General features: G+C 59.7%; 13 protein-coding genes. 7 read left to right on the top strand and 6 right to left on the bottom strand.

What is annotated here, in order from left to right:
• Positions 1-33 precede the first annotated feature (33 nt).
• A complete protein-coding gene (locus RCH09_RS14185) occupies positions 34-1,062 on the bottom strand; it encodes a CDP-6-deoxy-delta-3,4-glucoseen reductase (protein ID WP_326941771.1) in 1,029 nt (342 codons plus the stop codon).
• A gap of 12 nt (positions 1,063-1,074) precedes the next feature.
• Here RCH09_RS14185 and RCH09_RS14180 point away from each other — a divergent pair, with 12 nt between their 5' ends.
• The 5 genes from RCH09_RS14180 (at position 1,075) to pstS (RCH09_RS14160) (ending at position 6,879) form a co-directional block, all read left to right on the top strand.
• A complete protein-coding gene (locus RCH09_RS14180) occupies positions 1,075-1,959 on the top strand; it encodes a sugar nucleotide-binding protein (RefSeq protein ID WP_326941770.1) in 885 nt (294 codons plus the stop codon).
• Between the two features lie 92 nt (positions 1,960-2,051).
• Positions 2,052-2,417 (top strand): hypothetical protein, encoded by a 366-nt coding sequence (locus RCH09_RS14175; protein ID WP_326941769.1) that lies wholly within the window; start codon positions 2,052-2,054, stop codon positions 2,415-2,417.
• Between the two features lie 173 nt (positions 2,418-2,590).
• The gene (locus RCH09_RS14170) at positions 2,591-4,129 is read left to right on the top strand and encodes a DUF1800 domain-containing protein (RefSeq protein ID WP_326941768.1); all 1,539 of its coding nucleotides are present in this window, start codon (positions 2,591-2,593) and stop codon (positions 4,127-4,129) included.
• Between the two features lie 27 nt (positions 4,130-4,156).
• Complete coding sequence (locus RCH09_RS14165) at positions 4,157-5,341, top strand: DUF1501 domain-containing protein (RefSeq protein ID WP_326941767.1); 1,185 nt, start codon at positions 4,157-4,159, stop codon at positions 5,339-5,341.
• Between the two features lie 494 nt (positions 5,342-5,835).
• On the top strand, positions 5,836-6,879 hold the full coding sequence (gene pstS, locus RCH09_RS14160) for a phosphate ABC transporter substrate-binding protein PstS (protein WP_326941766.1): 1,044 nt from the start codon (positions 5,836-5,838) through the stop codon (positions 6,877-6,879).
• Positions 6,880-6,958: 79 nt separating this feature from the next.
• Here pstS (RCH09_RS14160) and RCH09_RS14155 read toward each other — a convergent pair whose 3' ends face one another.
• Both RCH09_RS14155 and RCH09_RS14150 read right to left on the bottom strand, forming a co-directional pair.
• Positions 6,959-7,456 carry a hypothetical protein gene (locus RCH09_RS14155; RefSeq protein ID WP_326941765.1) on the bottom strand — a complete coding sequence of 166 codons (498 nt, stop codon included), beginning with the start codon at positions 7,454-7,456 and terminating at the stop codon, positions 6,959-6,961.
• Positions 7,457-7,800: 344 nt separating this feature from the next.
• The gene (locus tag RCH09_RS14150) at positions 7,801-8,004 is read right to left on the bottom strand and encodes a recombinase family protein (protein WP_326941764.1); all 204 of its coding nucleotides are present in this window, start codon (positions 8,002-8,004) and stop codon (positions 7,801-7,803) included.
• A gap of 676 nt (positions 8,005-8,680) precedes the next feature.
• Here RCH09_RS14150 and pstS (RCH09_RS14145) point away from each other — a divergent pair.
• Positions 8,681-9,724: a phosphate ABC transporter substrate-binding protein PstS gene (gene pstS, locus RCH09_RS14145; RefSeq protein ID WP_326941763.1), complete on the top strand. Its 1,044-nt coding sequence runs from the start codon at positions 8,681-8,683 to the stop codon at positions 9,722-9,724.
• 315 nt (positions 9,725-10,039) lie between these two features.
• Here the strand turns inward: pstS (RCH09_RS14145) and RCH09_RS14140 are convergent, their stop codons facing one another.
• The 3 genes from RCH09_RS14140 to RCH09_RS14130 all read right to left on the bottom strand — a co-directional run bounded on the left by RCH09_RS14140 (position 10,040) and on the right by RCH09_RS14130 (position 13,299).
• Complete coding sequence (locus RCH09_RS14140; RefSeq protein ID WP_326941762.1) at positions 10,040-11,842, bottom strand: GspE/PulE family protein; 1,803 nt, start codon at positions 11,840-11,842, stop codon at positions 10,040-10,042.
• A gap of 115 nt (positions 11,843-11,957) precedes the next feature.
• A complete protein-coding gene (locus RCH09_RS14135; RefSeq protein WP_326941761.1) occupies positions 11,958-12,785 on the bottom strand; it encodes a spermidine synthase in 828 nt (275 codons plus the stop codon).
• A gap of 16 nt (positions 12,786-12,801) precedes the next feature.
• Positions 12,802-13,299 (bottom strand): DNA-deoxyinosine glycosylase, encoded by a 498-nt coding sequence (locus RCH09_RS14130; RefSeq protein ID WP_326941760.1) that lies wholly within the window; start codon positions 13,297-13,299, stop codon positions 12,802-12,804.
• A gap of 320 nt (positions 13,300-13,619) precedes the next feature.
• On the opposite strand from RCH09_RS14130, the gene RCH09_RS14125 reads away from it, so the two are divergent.
• A complete protein-coding gene (locus tag RCH09_RS14125; RefSeq protein ID WP_326941759.1) occupies positions 13,620-14,381 on the top strand; it encodes a YoaK family protein in 762 nt (253 codons plus the stop codon).
• Positions 14,382-14,396: the final 15 nt, after the last annotated feature.

Genomic DNA, 14,396 nt, shown 5'->3' with positions numbered 1-14,396 from the left:
GTAGAGCCTTTTGCGCAGTGCGTCAAAATATTTTTAGACATTGTCGAGATCGGCCTGGCTGGTGAACGCATCGGCAAAAAATTCCTCCGCCGGCAAGTGGCACGCGTTGACAAAGTCGCGCCGGGCCGCGTCGACCATGACCGGCACGCCGCAGGCATACACCTGGTAGGCGCTCAGGTCGGGCAGATCGGCCATGACCGCCTGGTGGACCAGGCCGGTGCGGCCATGCCACTGATCCTGTGGCTCGGCATGCGAGATCACCGGTACGTAGCGGAACCAGGGCAGGGTGTGCGCCCACTCCTCGCACAGCGCCTGCATGTACAGGTCCTGCGGCCGTCGACCGCCCCAGTACAGCACCATGGCGCGGCCGGTGTTATCTTCGATGGCCTGCTCGATGATCGCCTTGATCGGGGCGAAGCCGGTGCCCGAGGCCAGCAGCACGACCGGGCGCGCCGAGTCGTCGCGCAGGAAGAAAGTGCCGAGCGGTCCCTCGAGGCGCAGGATCTCTCGCTCTTTCATGGTGTTGAAGACATGGTCGGTAAACAGGCCGCCGCGCAGGTGCCGCACATGCAGCGTGATCTGATCGCTCAGGTGCGGCGCGCCGGCCATGCTGTAGCTGCGCCGCTTGCCGTCCTTGAGCAGGAACTCGATGTACTGGCCGGCGCGGAACTTGAGTTTCTCGCTGGCCGGCAATTGCAGCGTGAGCACGATCACATCATCGGTCAGCCGTTCGATCGCCGCCACCCGTGACGGCATTTTCTTGACGGGAAATTCTTCGGTGCCGGCGACTTCGCGCACTTCGATGTGCAGGTCGGTCTGCGGGATGGCGCAGCAAAACAGCGCGGCGCCCTCCAGCTCCTCGGCCGGCGACATGGCCTTGACCTGATGCGCTCCGTGCACCACCGTGCCGCCAAGGACCTTGCCGCGGCAGCTGCCACAGGCGCCATTTTTGCAGCCGTAGGGCAGGCCGATACCGGCACGCAATGCGGCGCTCAATACTGTTTCATCGCTATCGCAAGTGAAATGCCGACCGCTGGGGGCAACCGTAATCTGGAAAGTCATACAATTCCGAACATGAAAAAAAGTTTGCATCTCAAAAAATGGCATCGCCCGCGTCTGCTGATCGTTGGCTGCGGCGATGTCGGCATGCGCCTGTTGCCGTTGTTGCGCGAGCGCTTTCGCGTTTTCGCCGTCACCAGCGCGCCAGCGCGTTGCGCCGAGCTGCGTGCAGCCGGTGCAATTCCCATCGTGGCCAACCTGGATTTGCCACACAGCCTGGCGCGACTGGCCCGGCTGGCACCGCTGGTGGTGCATCTCGCGCCACCGCAAGCCGATGGCGATCACGACCGCCGCACACGCAATTTGTGCGCCATTTTACCCGAGCGCACGAGCGTGGTTTATGTCAGCACCAGCGGCGTGTATGGCGACTGCGGCGGTGCTGTGATCGACGAAACCCGTGCGGTCGCGCCGGCCAGTGCCCGGGCAAGGCGCCGGGTCGATGCCGAAAACGTGCTGCGCGGCTGGGCGCGCAGGCGTGCCGGACGATTGGCGATCCTGCGGGTGCCGGGAATTTACGCCCATGACCGCCTGCCACTGGAGCGCCTGAGCAAAGGCACGCCGGCGTTGCAAGACGCCGATGACGTGTTCACCAATCACATTCATGCCGATGATCTGGCGCGCATCATTGCTACCACGCTATATCGAATCCAGCCGAATCGGGTGTATCACACCGCGGATGACTCCAACATGAAAATGGGCGACTACTTCGACGCCGTTGCTGATGCGTTCAAGCTGCCGCGGCCGCCACGCCTGTCGCGTGCGGCATTACAATCGCAAGTGTCGCCGCTGCTGCTGTCGTTCATGTCCGAGTCGCGTCGCATGAGCAACCGGCGCATGAAGCTGGAGTTGGGCGTGCAATTGCGCTACCCGACTGTGGCGACGGTATTGGGCACGATGTGATCGGCTGTGTTCGCCAACGCACGGTATTCAATTGGTTATCTGGCACGATGACATTGTTACTTCATCCACGACTTGCAACCTAGGGGATTCCCATGAAAAACATCACGACCGCTGTCATCGGCGCCGCACTGCTGTGCGCCACCTCGCTCTCTTTCGCCGCCAGCCATACTGCTGCGCCAATGGCAGATGCGCCAGCCGGAGCACCGCCAATGGGCGCCAAGGCGGTCGGCGAACACAGGCCGATGCATCATCATCACGGAATGGAAATGCAGGGCATGATGAAAGAAATGGACACCAACGGCGATGGCCTGATTTCAAAAGAAGAGTTCATGAAATTCCATGAAACACGATTCGATGCCATGCCGAAAAACAAGGATGGCATGGTTGATCCAAAGATGTTGGGGCCGCAAAGAGCGCCTTCGAACAAGAAGCCGGCCGCGACAGAACCAAAGAAATAAACCGCCTCCGATAGCCGGGCGGTGCACTGAAAAAGACAGGTTGATCCTGTCTTTTTTCGTTGCAGGCGCCGTTTGCTTACATGGACTTACAAAACCGAATGCGTTCTGGCCGGTCGCTTGTGGTTTGATGTCGGAGCCATCAGGAATAGCCAACGTCATTCAAGGATTTTCAGATGCAACTGCGTTCTGCTCCCCGCTCCATTCGACTCCTGTCACTCGGCCTGGCGGTGTCGCTCGCAGCCTGCGCTCCCATTGCTCCGGTTACCTCCACCCAGCACGCCGAGACCGTCAAGGTACTCAATCGGGTGACATGGGGCATCAATGGCGCGGCGTTGCAACGGGCCGAAGCAGTCGGTCTTGAGCAATACCTGCAGCAGCAGCTCCATCCAGCGTCGACGTTGCTTCCGGGGCCAATCCAGGCGCAGATTGCGGCCATGACGATCAGCCAGCGCCCGCTTGCCGAACTGGTGCTCGAGCTCGAACAAACCCGCAAGCGCGCTGACGCCATCGCCATCGACGACGATAAAAAAAGCGCGCAACAAAACTATCAGCAGGAACTCAACCGGCTCGCCCGCGAAGCCGCTACGCGGTCGCTGCTGCGCGACCTGTACTCGCCCAATCAGTTGCAGGAACAATTGACCTGGTTCTGGATGAACCACTTCAATGTGCATCAGGGCAAACACAACCTGCGAGCGATGGTGGGCGATTTTGAAGAGACGGCGATTCGGCCGCATGCACTGGGCAAGTTCCGCGACCTGCTTGCCGCGACCGTGCATCATCCCGCCATGTTGCGCTACCTCGACAACGAACAGAACGCCGCGAATCACATCAACGAAAACTACGCGCGCGAGCTGATGGAGCTGCACACGCTGGGCGTCAACGGCGGCTACGCGCAACGGGATGTGCAGGAACTGGCGCGGATTCTGACTGGCGTCGGCGTCAATCTCGGAGCGCCTGCGCCGAACGTCAAGCGTGAGCTGCAAGCGCAGTACGTCCATCAGGGCCTGTTCGAATTCAACCCCAACCGGCATGATTACGGCAGCAAACAGTTTCTCGGAAAGTCCATGCAGGGCCGTGGCCTGGCCGAGGTGGACGAAGCGATCGACCGGCTGAGCCGTCATCCGGCCACGGCCCGGTTCATCAGCCGCAAGCTGGCGCAGTATTTTGTCGCGGATGAACCGCCGGCCGCACTGGTCGAGCGCATGGCGCAAACCTTTCAGCGCACCGATGGCGATATTGCCGCCACCATGGATGCGCTGCTCAAGTCGGCGGAATTCTCCGCCTCGCTGGGCCATCAGTTCAAGGACCCGGTGCACTATGTCGTCTCGATAGTGCGGCTGGCCTACGACGAGAAACCGATTTTAAATGCGGGCCCGATGCTGGGTTGGCTCAACCGCATGGCCGAGCCGTTGTACGGGCATCAGACGCCGGATGGTTATCCGATGACCGAGAGCGCCTGGGCCAGTCCCGGCCAGATGACGACGCGATTTGAAATTGCCAGGGCAATTGGTTCCGGCAGCGCCGGACTGTTCAAGACTGACGGGCCGCAACCGGTTGAGCGGGCCGCGTTTCCGCAGCTGGCCAACGCGCTGTTTTACCAGCATTTGCAAAAAGGCCTGAGCCCAGCCACCCGACAGGCACTCGACCAGGCTGCCTCGCCGCAGGAATGGAATACATTTTTGCTGTCGTCGCCCGACTGGATGTACCGCTGAATGTACCGCTGAAAAAAAGGAATCAACATGGATCGCCGAACGTTTCTCAATGCACTTGCGGCCGCACCGCTGGTGTCGGTTGCGGGTGGTCTGTGGGCGACGCCCGCCACTGATGCACGCTTGCTGGTGGTGTTTTTGCGCGGCGGTTACGACGCCGCCAATGTCGTGGTGCCGGTAGCGAGTCCGTTTTATTACGAGGCGCGTCCGAACATCGCCATCGCCAAACCGAGTGACGATCTGCGCAGTGCGCTGTCGCTCAACAGCGACTGGGGTTTGCACCCGGCGCTGCGCGACAGCATTCATCCGATGTTCAAGGCGGGAGAGGTTGCCTTCATCCCCTTTGCCGGCACCGATGACATCTCGCGCAGCCATTTCGAAACGCAGGACACGATCGAACTGGGACAGCCGGCAACGGGCACCCGCAATTACCGCTCCGGATTCCTGAACCGGCTCGCCGCGACGCTCAATGGCACCAATGGGATGGCGTTTACGGACCAGTTGCCGCTGATTTTCCAGGGGCAGGTTGCGGTGCCAAACACGGCGCTGAAGTCGATTGGCAAGCCGGGCATTGATGTGCGGCAGAGCAAAATGATCGCCAGCATGTACGCCGGTACGCCGCTGGCGCAACAGGTCACCGAAGGGTTTGTCGTGCGCGATGACGTGATGCGGGAAGTGGCCGGCGAAATGGAAGCCGCCAACCGCAATGCCATCACCACCAAAGGCTTCGAACTGGAAGCACGACGCATTGCCCGGCTCATGAAAGAGAAATACAACATCGGTTTCGTCGATGTCGGCGGCTGGGACACCCATGTCGGCGAGGGCGGCGCGACAGGCTATCTGGCCGGTCGGCTGGAGGAACTCGGGCGCGGACTGGCGGGTTTCGCGCAGGAGATGGGGCCGGAGTGGCGCAATACGGTCACGGTGGTTGTCAGCGAGTTTGGCAGGACCTTTCGTGAAAACGGCAACCGTGGCACCGACCATGGCCACGGCTCGGTCTACTGGGTGCTGGGTGGCGGCATTCGCGGCGGGCAGATCCTCGGCGAGCAAATGCGCATTGAGCAGACCACCCTGTTCCAGAATCGCGATTACCCGGTCATGAACGAATACCGTGCGCTGCTGGGCGGCTTGTTTGCGCGCCAGTACGGGCTCAACAGCGGCCAGGTCGAGCGCATTTTTGCCGGCGTCAAGGCGCGCGACATCGGCTTGATTTGAACCGGAATGGCAGCTTCGCCGCTCGTTATTGCTGCGACAAGCAGTTCCGTCGCGATGAGTTGTCGGCTACCCATGGTGACGCTGGCTGTCCGCAGGAAGCCTGCCACGTCGAATTAACAGTCGCATCACACGACTGTCACAAATGGCCATTACAATCTTGTTGTCCTAAAACAAGTATTTCTATACAGTAATTTTGTGCGGGGCGAATTCGTTCGACTTTCCGTACGTCGATGCCATCAACTTCGAGACACAATGCCCTTCGCAAAATGCATTCGTGCGCGACCGGGCCAGTACCGACGGGAGCGCGATCCAGCCGGCCCTCGACCATGCCATGCCGGTCATCGAGGCAATCCATTGCAGCGACAGGGTAGTGCACCCCGGCGCTGATGATCTGGCCAGGTGGTGGACGCTGCGGCTGGCATCAACTCTGTGGCCGTGTTTGCCGTCGGGTGCCGCCGTACTTCCGGACATTTATCTTTTTAAAGGAAATCCCTTTGTTCAAACCTCTGTTTTTTCTGACTTGCGTTCTGCTCGCCGGTACCGGCCAGGCCGTCGAAATCAGCGGTGCCGGATCCACTGCCGCTGCTCCGCTGTACACCAAATGGGCCGCCGAATACGCCAGGAAAACCGGCGTCACGCTGGCGTACCAAGGCGTCGGATCCTCTGCCGGGATCAAGAAGATCAAGGAAAGCACAGTGGATTTTGGCGCCAGTGATGCGCCCATGGCAGGTGATGGCTTGAAAGCGGCAAACCTGATCGATTTTCCGACCGTGATTTCCGGCGTGGTGCCATTCGTGAATCTGCCGGGCATTGGTCGCGGCGATCTTCGCCTGACTTCGGCGATCCTGGTTGGCATCTATTCCGGCACGATCCTGCGCTGGGATGATGATGCCATCCTCGCCGCCAACCCAACCCTCGCTTTGCCGAAGATTGCCATTGTGCCGGTCGGCCGTTCCGACGGCTCAGGCACCACCTTTACATTGACTGATTTCATGACCCGGGTGAGCCCGCAGTGGAAGCAGAAATACGGCACCAAGTCGACCATTGCCTGGCCGTCGAACGTGGTGGCGGTGAAAGGCTCCGGCGAAGTCGTCGCGACGGCAAAGAAAACCGTCGGTGCGATTGGCTATGTCGACTACGGATATGTGATCGAGCACGATTTGAATTTTGTCCAGATGAAGAATCACGATGGCGCGTTTGTGCGCCCCAACGCGAACTCGTTTCGGGCCGCGCTGGCGCAAAGCGGCTGGGAAAAGACCGGCAATTTTGAGGAAATGTTGACGGACAAGCCCGGCGTCGCGAGCTGGCCGATTACCGGCGGCACCTATGTCTTCGTGCCGCGCGTCACGGCGCAACCGGAGCGCACCAAGGCGGCATTGCAGTTTTTTGTGTGGGCGTTCCTGAAGGGTGACGACATCGCCAACAGCCTTGATTACGTGCGCTTGCCGGATCGGGTGCAGGGTCGCGTGTTTCATGAGATCTCAAGCGTGGTCGACAGCAAGGGGCAGCGTCTTGCGCTATCCCTGGTCGTGAACTAGCGCGCCTTCCAGACGAAAAAAAAGACAGGCTATGCCTGTCTTTTTTTGTTCCAGCCATAGTGGCTGGATTGGTTCTCAATTACTTGCCAGTTGCGGCTTTGACTTCTGCCTTGCCTTCGGCTTTGGTCGTGTTGGTGTCAATTTTGGCTTTCATTTTGTCGGCGTTGGCATCAACTTTTGCGTTCGCTGTTTTTTCATCGGCTTTGACTACGGCCTTGTCAGCTTTGGCGTCGGCTTTGGCGTCTGTCTTGTCGGCCTTGGCGTCAGCTTTTGGCTTGTCAGCCGGACTTGCGGCGGCTACGTCTGCTTTGGCTTCAGCTTTTGCTTTTGCTGCTTTGGCGCGTGCTTTCGATTTTTTTGCGTGCGACTTTGCTTCGGTTTTGGCAACGGATGCATCTGCTTTCGCATCGGTTTTGACTTCGGCAGCAACGGCGCTGGTGTTGGCCTTGTCAGCCTTGGCTTCGGCTTTTACGACAGCCGGGGTTGCAGGAGCGGCAGGAGCGGCAGGTGCAGCAGCTTGTGCGAAAACTGAAGTAGCGAACAAACCAGCGATCAGGGCAGCGAGTAACTTATTCATGGTATTTCCTTTGCGTTGAGAGCAGCTGGAATAGCTTGCCTTGGGACCAGTAACGCCGCCCTTTGAATGTCGTTGACCCTGTTGACGAATATGCGCACATCAAGTGTGAGCAGGTGTAAGTGAAACGACCAGCAATCGAAACGGGGCCGACCTGCATTCCAGCCGATTCTCCGCCAGGAATACATGCGATTGAAGTCCCTCCCAAACCAGCATTGGCTGCGAATGGGCCGGTATTTATCCGCGCCGACCTGAATTCCACCGGAGTGACTCAGACGGTCGCGCAGCTGAAGCAATTGCAGCAGCGATTCGTCCGATATCTGCTTACGCCACCCTGCCGCCATCGTTCAGGGCCCAGCGCGGGCTTGGCCGGATCGAGCCGCTTCGGCCGTCCGCCCATGCGCCGCGGGCAGCCCGGCCTTGGCGGCGTCCAGCCGCTCGACCAGCTCAATCAGGTTCTTAAGCGACCGCCCCAGCCGGTCCAGCCGCCAGATGACCACCGTTTCGCCGGCGCGCAACATGCTCATGAGTGCGGCCAGCCGGGTGCTCATTGTGGATTGTCGCTGTGCTTGAGATGCCCGCCGCACGCAGGAATCGATCTTTTGCTTTCATCCCGCACCCCGCACCCTCGACCGCATTTGCATGCCTAGATTTGCCATTCCAAAATCGGCTCTGCATGCCCTGAAGAGAGACTTACTTCTAAAAAGACTGCCGATAGCAAACGCTGTCCCCGTCTCAGCAGGTGAAGTTTCCATGGCGAATTTTGATGATATTGACGAAAAAATTTCCAACTTGCCGTCTTAACAAGAAAAGCCGGCGAATTTTCTTCATAAAAAAACCACAAAAAATGATTTACGCGAATATGCTTTATTGCTTTAAGTAAATCATGATAATCTGCAAAAAATCGTTATTCAGCAAAAACACGATAGGGAATAGTTCCATGGCCAAGATAAGCGATGACACGATTTTCACTACCCGAGCTGCTGCCGAGTTGCTGGTCGTCACTGTAAGCACTGCACAGCAGTGGGTCGAGCGCGGTGCGAGCCCTTCATGGACAACGCCAGGGGGCGCCGTCGAGTCCGTGCGAGTGATGTTAAGCACGTGATAGACCAGAAAGCCGCCGCCGAAGTCGTGAGGCCGGGGCGCGAAGACAACTTACCTGCGGGCAGGGTTGACCTCTCAGCCCGTACCTCGCAACCCGACAACTTTTAGAGTGAAGGAAATATCATGTTCAAGCGTTTGTTTTTTCTAGCCTGCGCGCTGCTTGCTGGCGTCGGCCATGCGGCCGAAATCAACGGCGCCGGCTCGCGAGCCGCCGCGCTCCTGTACACCAAATGGGCTGCCGAGTACGGCAAGAAAACCGGCATCACGCTGGCCTATCAAGGCATTGGATCCAATTCCGGAATCAAGAAGATCAAGGACGCTGCAGTCGATTTTGGCGCGTGTGATGCACCGATGTCCGTCGCGGAGTTAAAAGCGGCAAACTTGATGGATTTCCCGACGGTGATATCAGGTGTCGTGCCGTTCGTGAATCTGCCGGGTGTTGCTCGCGGTGAGTTGCGACTGACACCTGACATCCTGACCGGTATCTACACCGGCGTCATCCTGCGTTGGGACGCCGCCGCCATCGTCGCTGCCAACCCGACGCTGACACTGCCAAAGATTGCCATCGTGCCGATTGGCCGTTCCGACGGCTCCGGCACCACCTTTACGCTTACCGACTTCCTGACCAAGGTGAGTCCACAGTGGAAGCAGAAATTCGGCACCAATTCGATCATTCCGTGGCCGTCGAATGTGGTGGCCGTCAATGGTTCGGGCGAAGTGGTCGCGACCACCAAAAAAACCGTCGGTGCAATTGGCTATGCGGACTATGCGTATGTGGTCGAGTTCGACCTGAATTATGTGCAGCTGAAAAACCATGACGGCGCGTTCGTGCGGCCCAACGCGAATTCGTTTCGCGCCGCACTGGCGCAAAGCGGGTGGGGGAAGACCGGAAATTTTGAGGAGATGTTGACCGACAAACCGGGTCCCGGGAGTTGGCCGATTACCGCAGGCACCTACGTCGTTGTGCCCCGCGTTACCGCGCAACCGGAGCGCACCGCGGCAGCATTGCAGTTTTTCGTCTGGGCATTTCTGAAAGGCGACGAGATCGCCAATGGCCTCGTTTATGTACGCTTGCCGGATCGGGTTCAGGGTCGCGTGTTCCACGAGATCTCGAGTGTGGTCGATAGCAAAGGGCAGCGTCTGCCAATATCGCTGTACGTCAACTAGTTCGTCAGTGTTGCTCTGTTTCAGCCTGGCTGGATGGGCAACGCAATGCTTCACCGGTTGCGCAGGTGGCGTTTGCTTTGGATCCGTGTGCGGGCCGGGGAGCCCCGGTCAATTCATGCGCCGGTTGAAGCCAGAAGGGCGCCATCTCAGCCGGTGTCGATTTTTTCTCCGGGAAGTCGGCGTCGTGCGCGCTGGCGTTGGGCGTGATGCACTAAAGGCGGTCCGGGGCGATCCGCAGTTGCATCATCCGTTCAGCATGGCACTGGCATTGCTGATCGGTCGACGCAGGGCAGCGCTGGCGCCAAAGGGCAGGGTTCAGGTCAGAGAAGACGTAACCTTCAGGACTTCATCCGCGGTCGTCACTCCATCGATGACCTTGAGGGCGCCGGCGACCCGCAGCGGTTTCATGCCATCGCGAATGCTCTGCAGTTTCAATGCATGGATGTCGCTTTCGGCCTTGATCATCTTTGAAAACGGCTGCGAGACAGTCAGCAGTTCGTAGAGTCCGGTACGGCCGCGAAATCCGGTGTGGCGGCATTCCGGACAACCGACCGGCCGATACACTGCAGCCGGCTTCGGAATGGTGAAGCCTTCGGTCATGCTGTCCCAGACATCGTCCGACACCTCGCCATCGGCGCTCTTGCATTGATCGCACAGGGTGCGCACCAGTCGTTGCGCCATGATGCCGATGAGCGTGCTTTCGAGCAGGTAGTACGGCACACCGAGTTCTAGTAACCGCATGACGGCCGACGGGGCATCGTTGGTATGCAGTGTCGACAGCACCAGATGGCCGGTCAGCGCGGCTTGGATCGCCATCTCGGCGGTTTCCAGGTCGCGGATCTCGCCGACCATGATGATGTCCGGATCCTGCCGCATCAAGGCCCGCACGCCGTCGGCGAAAGTCAGGTCGATGCCGTGCTGGATCTGCATCTGGTTGAAGGACGGCTCGACCATTTCGATCGGATCTTCGACCGTGCAGACATTGACCTCGGAGGTGGCCAGCGCCTTGAGCGTGGTGTACAGGGTCGTCGTCTTGCCGGAACCGGTCGGGCCGGTGACGAGGATGATGCCGTGTGCGCGCTTGGTCAGGTTGTCCCAGCGTTCGGCGTCGTCGGTGGGAAAGCCGAGCTCCGGCAAGGTCTTGACGACCACTTCGGGATCGAATATCCGCATCACCATCTTTTCGCCGAACACCGTCGGCAAGGTCGACAGCCGCAACTCGATTTCCTGTCCCTGCGGCGTGCGGATCTTGATGCGGCCATCCAGCGGACGGCGCTTTTCGATCACGTCCATGCGGCCGAGCAGCTTGATGCGCGCGGTCATTGCGATCATCACCGTGGCCGGCACCTGATAGACCTGATGCAGGATGCCGTCGATGCGAAACCGGATCGCGCTGAAATCGCGTTTTGGCTCGAGATGGATATCGGACGCGCGCTGCTCGAATGCGTACTGCCACAGCCAGTCGACAATGTTAATGATGTGCTGGTCGTTGGCATCGACCTGGCGGTTGCCGATGCCGAGCTCGACCAGTTGCTCGAAATTGTTGCGGCTGGCGACGTCCTGGCCATTGCTCTTGTGCGCGCCCTTGATCGACTTCGCCAGCGTAAAGAACTGCGACGTGTATTGCACGATATCGAGCGGACTGGCAATCACCAGCTTGATGTGGCGGCGCGTGATCTTGGCAATCTCGGCTTCCCATTCGGTAGCGAACGGTTCGGCGGTGGCCACCAGCAGTTCGGTCGCACTCATCTCGATGGGCAGGATATGGAAGCGTGCCGCATAGCTGGCCGACATCACGTCAGCCACCTTGGTGAAATCGATTTTCAGCGGATCAATCCGATAGAACGGCAACTGCACCTTGGCCGCCATCCACTCGGTCAGGATATCGATCGTCAGCAGCCGCTTCGGCGCGATCGCGGAGACCAGTTTTGACTGGGCTACCGCAGTCAGCGGATGCATCGTCAGCGGTGCATTGCGCATGATGCCCAGCGCAGCGGTATAGCAGGTCTTGACTTCGTCTTTCGGAACCATGCCGTCGGCCAGCAGCCAGGTAAAAATCTGCTGGAGATCGACGAATTTGGCGGGCGCCTTGATACTTTGGATCCGATTGGCTGGCATGGCAGGGTGGCATTTCCGGAGAAGATGATTTCAGGCAAGCGTAGCAGGTAGCCGCGGATTTGGTAAGCGCTGGTTGTCGTCAACGGGACGCGGGTGTTGCGCAGCTTGCGCAGTCTCAAGACTCGACCCACTCCTTGATGCCGTTAACCCAACTCTTGGCGGGCATGCGCGTGGTTGCAACGACCCCGGCGGCCAATGCGTACAGCTCGGCAAAGTCGAGCGTGGGACGCCGCTTGAAGGCCAGACAGACGACATTGCCTTCATGGACTTCAGGCAGGCAGATCACGTCGTCGAAGGCAAAGCGTATCGCTTTCAGATTGCGGTTGAAGCTCGGATGGTCACCGAACAGATTGACGGTCATGATGCCGTCCGGGCGCAGGCAGGCAGCGCAGGACGCATAGAACTCGGCCGACTCCAGCACCGGTCCTTTTGCCGTGGCGTCGTACAGGTCGACCAGCAGCGCATCGATCGACTCGAGATTGAGCGGATCATTGACGAAATCGGCCGCGTCCATTTCGCGCACGCCGAGACGGTCATCGTCCGGCGGCAGTTTGAACATCGTGTGGCAGATTGCGATCACCGAGGGATTCAGTTCCACGGCGGTCACCCGCGCTTCGGGAAAATGGCGATAGCAGAACTTGGTGAGTGCAGCGGTGCCGAGGCCGAGTTGCACCAGATGCGCGGGCGCGTCGATGAACAGCATCCACGCCATCATCTGTTGCGCGTATTCGAGTTCGATCCAGTCCGGCTTGCGCAGGCGCATGGCCCCTTGAACCCATTCGGTGCCGAAGTGCAGGAAGCGCACGCCATCCTGTTCCGACAGGGTCACCGGGGCGTACTTGATTTTGCGGGCCGGCTTGGCCGCGAGTGCGACCACCGGCTTCTTGCCGGGGCCGTCCATATGGTTGGCCTTGGCTTCGATGGATTTGCGTTTGATCAGCATGGATGTCCGGGGGAAATCAGGCAATGATACCGCGCCAGTGCACCAGCTTCTGTGCGAACGACAATTGCGCGTACGCCGGTGACGACGATGGCAGCGTGATCGTGTCAAAGCCGGCGGCGTGAAAGCGCGCTGCAAATTTGGCGGAGGTCTTGCCATTGAAGCAGACCCGATGCAGCTGCGGGCACTGCTGCCGCAGCAGCGCGAAGTCATTTGGCCGGGCATTGCGAATGGCACTGTCGAGGCTGCCGTTGCGCTGGCAACCGTCGATCACGTCCCACAGTCCGATGCGATGGTCGAGCAGCACCTGCAGGCGTTGCGCGTACGGCAGTGTCGTGAGTGCCTGTTCAAGTACCGCCGCCAGCAGCGGCCAGAACTGGTTGCGCGGATGGGCATAGTACTGGCCCGCAGCGAGCGACGCGACACCGGGAAAACTGCCCAGGATCAGAATGCGGGTGTTGGTGTCGAGCACCGGGGGAAAGCCGCCCAGTAATGGGCCGGAAGCAGGATCGGTCATGCGCCGATTATAGGCAGGGCGCTGCATCGCCGTACATGTCGCCGTACATGTCGCCGTGTATGGCGCACGTGTTTGCATGCTGCCGCATGTAGGGCAAGTAATGAGTTGTAAGAACCGGCGTGGCGCCGGCCGCATGCGGCGATAGTACGCAGGTAGTTTTCATTCTCCTCTTCGGTCCATCCGATGGATGGTTATCGCCCACGACGCCTTCGGCCCGTGGGCTTTTTTTTGTGCGCATGGAACTGACGGCGGGGGCGGACGATCAAGCCGGGCCGGCATGGAGTTACACTTGCCCGCACCACGTTTGAACAAGGTTCGCCATGCCCGTCCTGTTTTTGCGCCGACTTACCGGCACTGTGCGCACGCGCCGCGCCAACCGCCAGCTAGGCGCCGTGCTGGCTTTTGTGGCCGGTGCGGTCAATGCCGGCGGGTTTCTGGCGATCCGGCAATACACCTCGCACATGACCGGGGTGGTGTCGTCGATCGCCGATGAGCTGGTGCTGGGGAACATGACGCTGGTCTTCACCGGCTTTTGCGCGCTGGTGGCGTTCATGACTGGCGCCGCCACCACGGCCATCCTGATCAACTGGGCGCGCCACCGGCAAATGGCCAGCGAATATGCGATGTCGCTGGCGCTGGAAGCGGTCCTGCTGCTGCTGTTCGGCATGCTGGGGGCGAATCTGGAGTCGTATTTTTACGTGATCTTTCCCGCCACGGTGATTTTGCTGTGTTTCATCATGGGTCTGCAAAACGCCATTGTCACCAAACTCTCGCGCGCCGAGATCCGTACCACCCACGTGACCGGCCTGGTCACTGACCTTGGCATCGAGCTGGGCAAACTGATTTACTGGAATCGCAGCAAACGCGAGGATGTCGAGCACTTCGTCATGGCCGACCGCGACAAGCTGGCGATCCACGGTACGATCCTTGCGATGTTTTTCTTCGGCGGCGTGGTCGGCGCCTATGGCTTCAAGAGCCTGGGTTTCAGCGCGACCTTGCCGCTGGCAGTCGCCTTGCTGGTGATGGCGGCGATTCCGATGTTCGATGATCTGGCGCTGCGCTGGCGACGACGTCCAGGCTGACGCACCATGCCGACC

Origin of the sequence: Actimicrobium sp. GrIS 1.19 (genome assembly GCF_035984655.1) — a bacterium.
Classification (GTDB): Bacteria; Pseudomonadota; Gammaproteobacteria; order Burkholderiales; family Burkholderiaceae_D; genus Actimicrobium.
The sequence above is the reverse complement of the archived record's forward strand: the minus strand, read 5'-3'. Positions and strand labels throughout refer to the sequence as shown.

Bases quoted from the DNA above. Each gene is read 5' to 3' on its own strand.
- RCH09_RS14140 (WP_326941762.1), bottom strand. From the start codon at position 11,842: ATGCCAGCCAATCGGATCCAAAGTATCAAGGCGCCCGCCAAATTCGTC.
- RCH09_RS14170 (WP_326941768.1), top strand. From the start codon at position 2,591: ATGCAACTGCGTTCTGCTCCCCGCTCCATTCGACTCCTGTCACTCGGC.
- RCH09_RS14185 (WP_326941771.1), bottom strand. From the start codon at position 1,062: ATGACTTTCCAGATTACGGTTGCCCCCAGCGGTCGGCATTTCACTTGC.
- RCH09_RS14130 (WP_326941760.1), bottom strand. From the start codon at position 13,299: ATGACCGATCCTGCTTCCGGCCCATTACTGGGCGGCTTTCCCCCGGTG.
- RCH09_RS14125 (WP_326941759.1), top strand. From the start codon at position 13,620: ATGCCCGTCCTGTTTTTGCGCCGACTTACCGGCACTGTGCGCACGCGC.
- RCH09_RS14150 (WP_326941764.1), bottom strand. From the start codon at position 8,004: ATGAGCACCCGGCTGGCCGCACTCATGAGCATGTTGCGCGCCGGCGAA.
- pstS (WP_326941763.1), top strand. From the start codon at position 8,681: ATGTTCAAGCGTTTGTTTTTTCTAGCCTGCGCGCTGCTTGCTGGCGTC.
- RCH09_RS14165 (WP_326941767.1), top strand. From the start codon at position 4,157: ATGGATCGCCGAACGTTTCTCAATGCACTTGCGGCCGCACCGCTGGTG.
- RCH09_RS14180 (WP_326941770.1), top strand. From the start codon at position 1,075: ATGAAAAAAAGTTTGCATCTCAAAAAATGGCATCGCCCGCGTCTGCTG.
- RCH09_RS14135 (WP_326941761.1), bottom strand. From the start codon at position 12,785: ATGCTGATCAAACGCAAATCCATCGAAGCCAAGGCCAACCATATGGAC.
- RCH09_RS14175 (WP_326941769.1), top strand. From the start codon at position 2,052: ATGAAAAACATCACGACCGCTGTCATCGGCGCCGCACTGCTGTGCGCC.
- RCH09_RS14155 (WP_326941765.1), bottom strand. From the start codon at position 7,456: ATGAATAAGTTACTCGCTGCCCTGATCGCTGGTTTGTTCGCTACTTCA.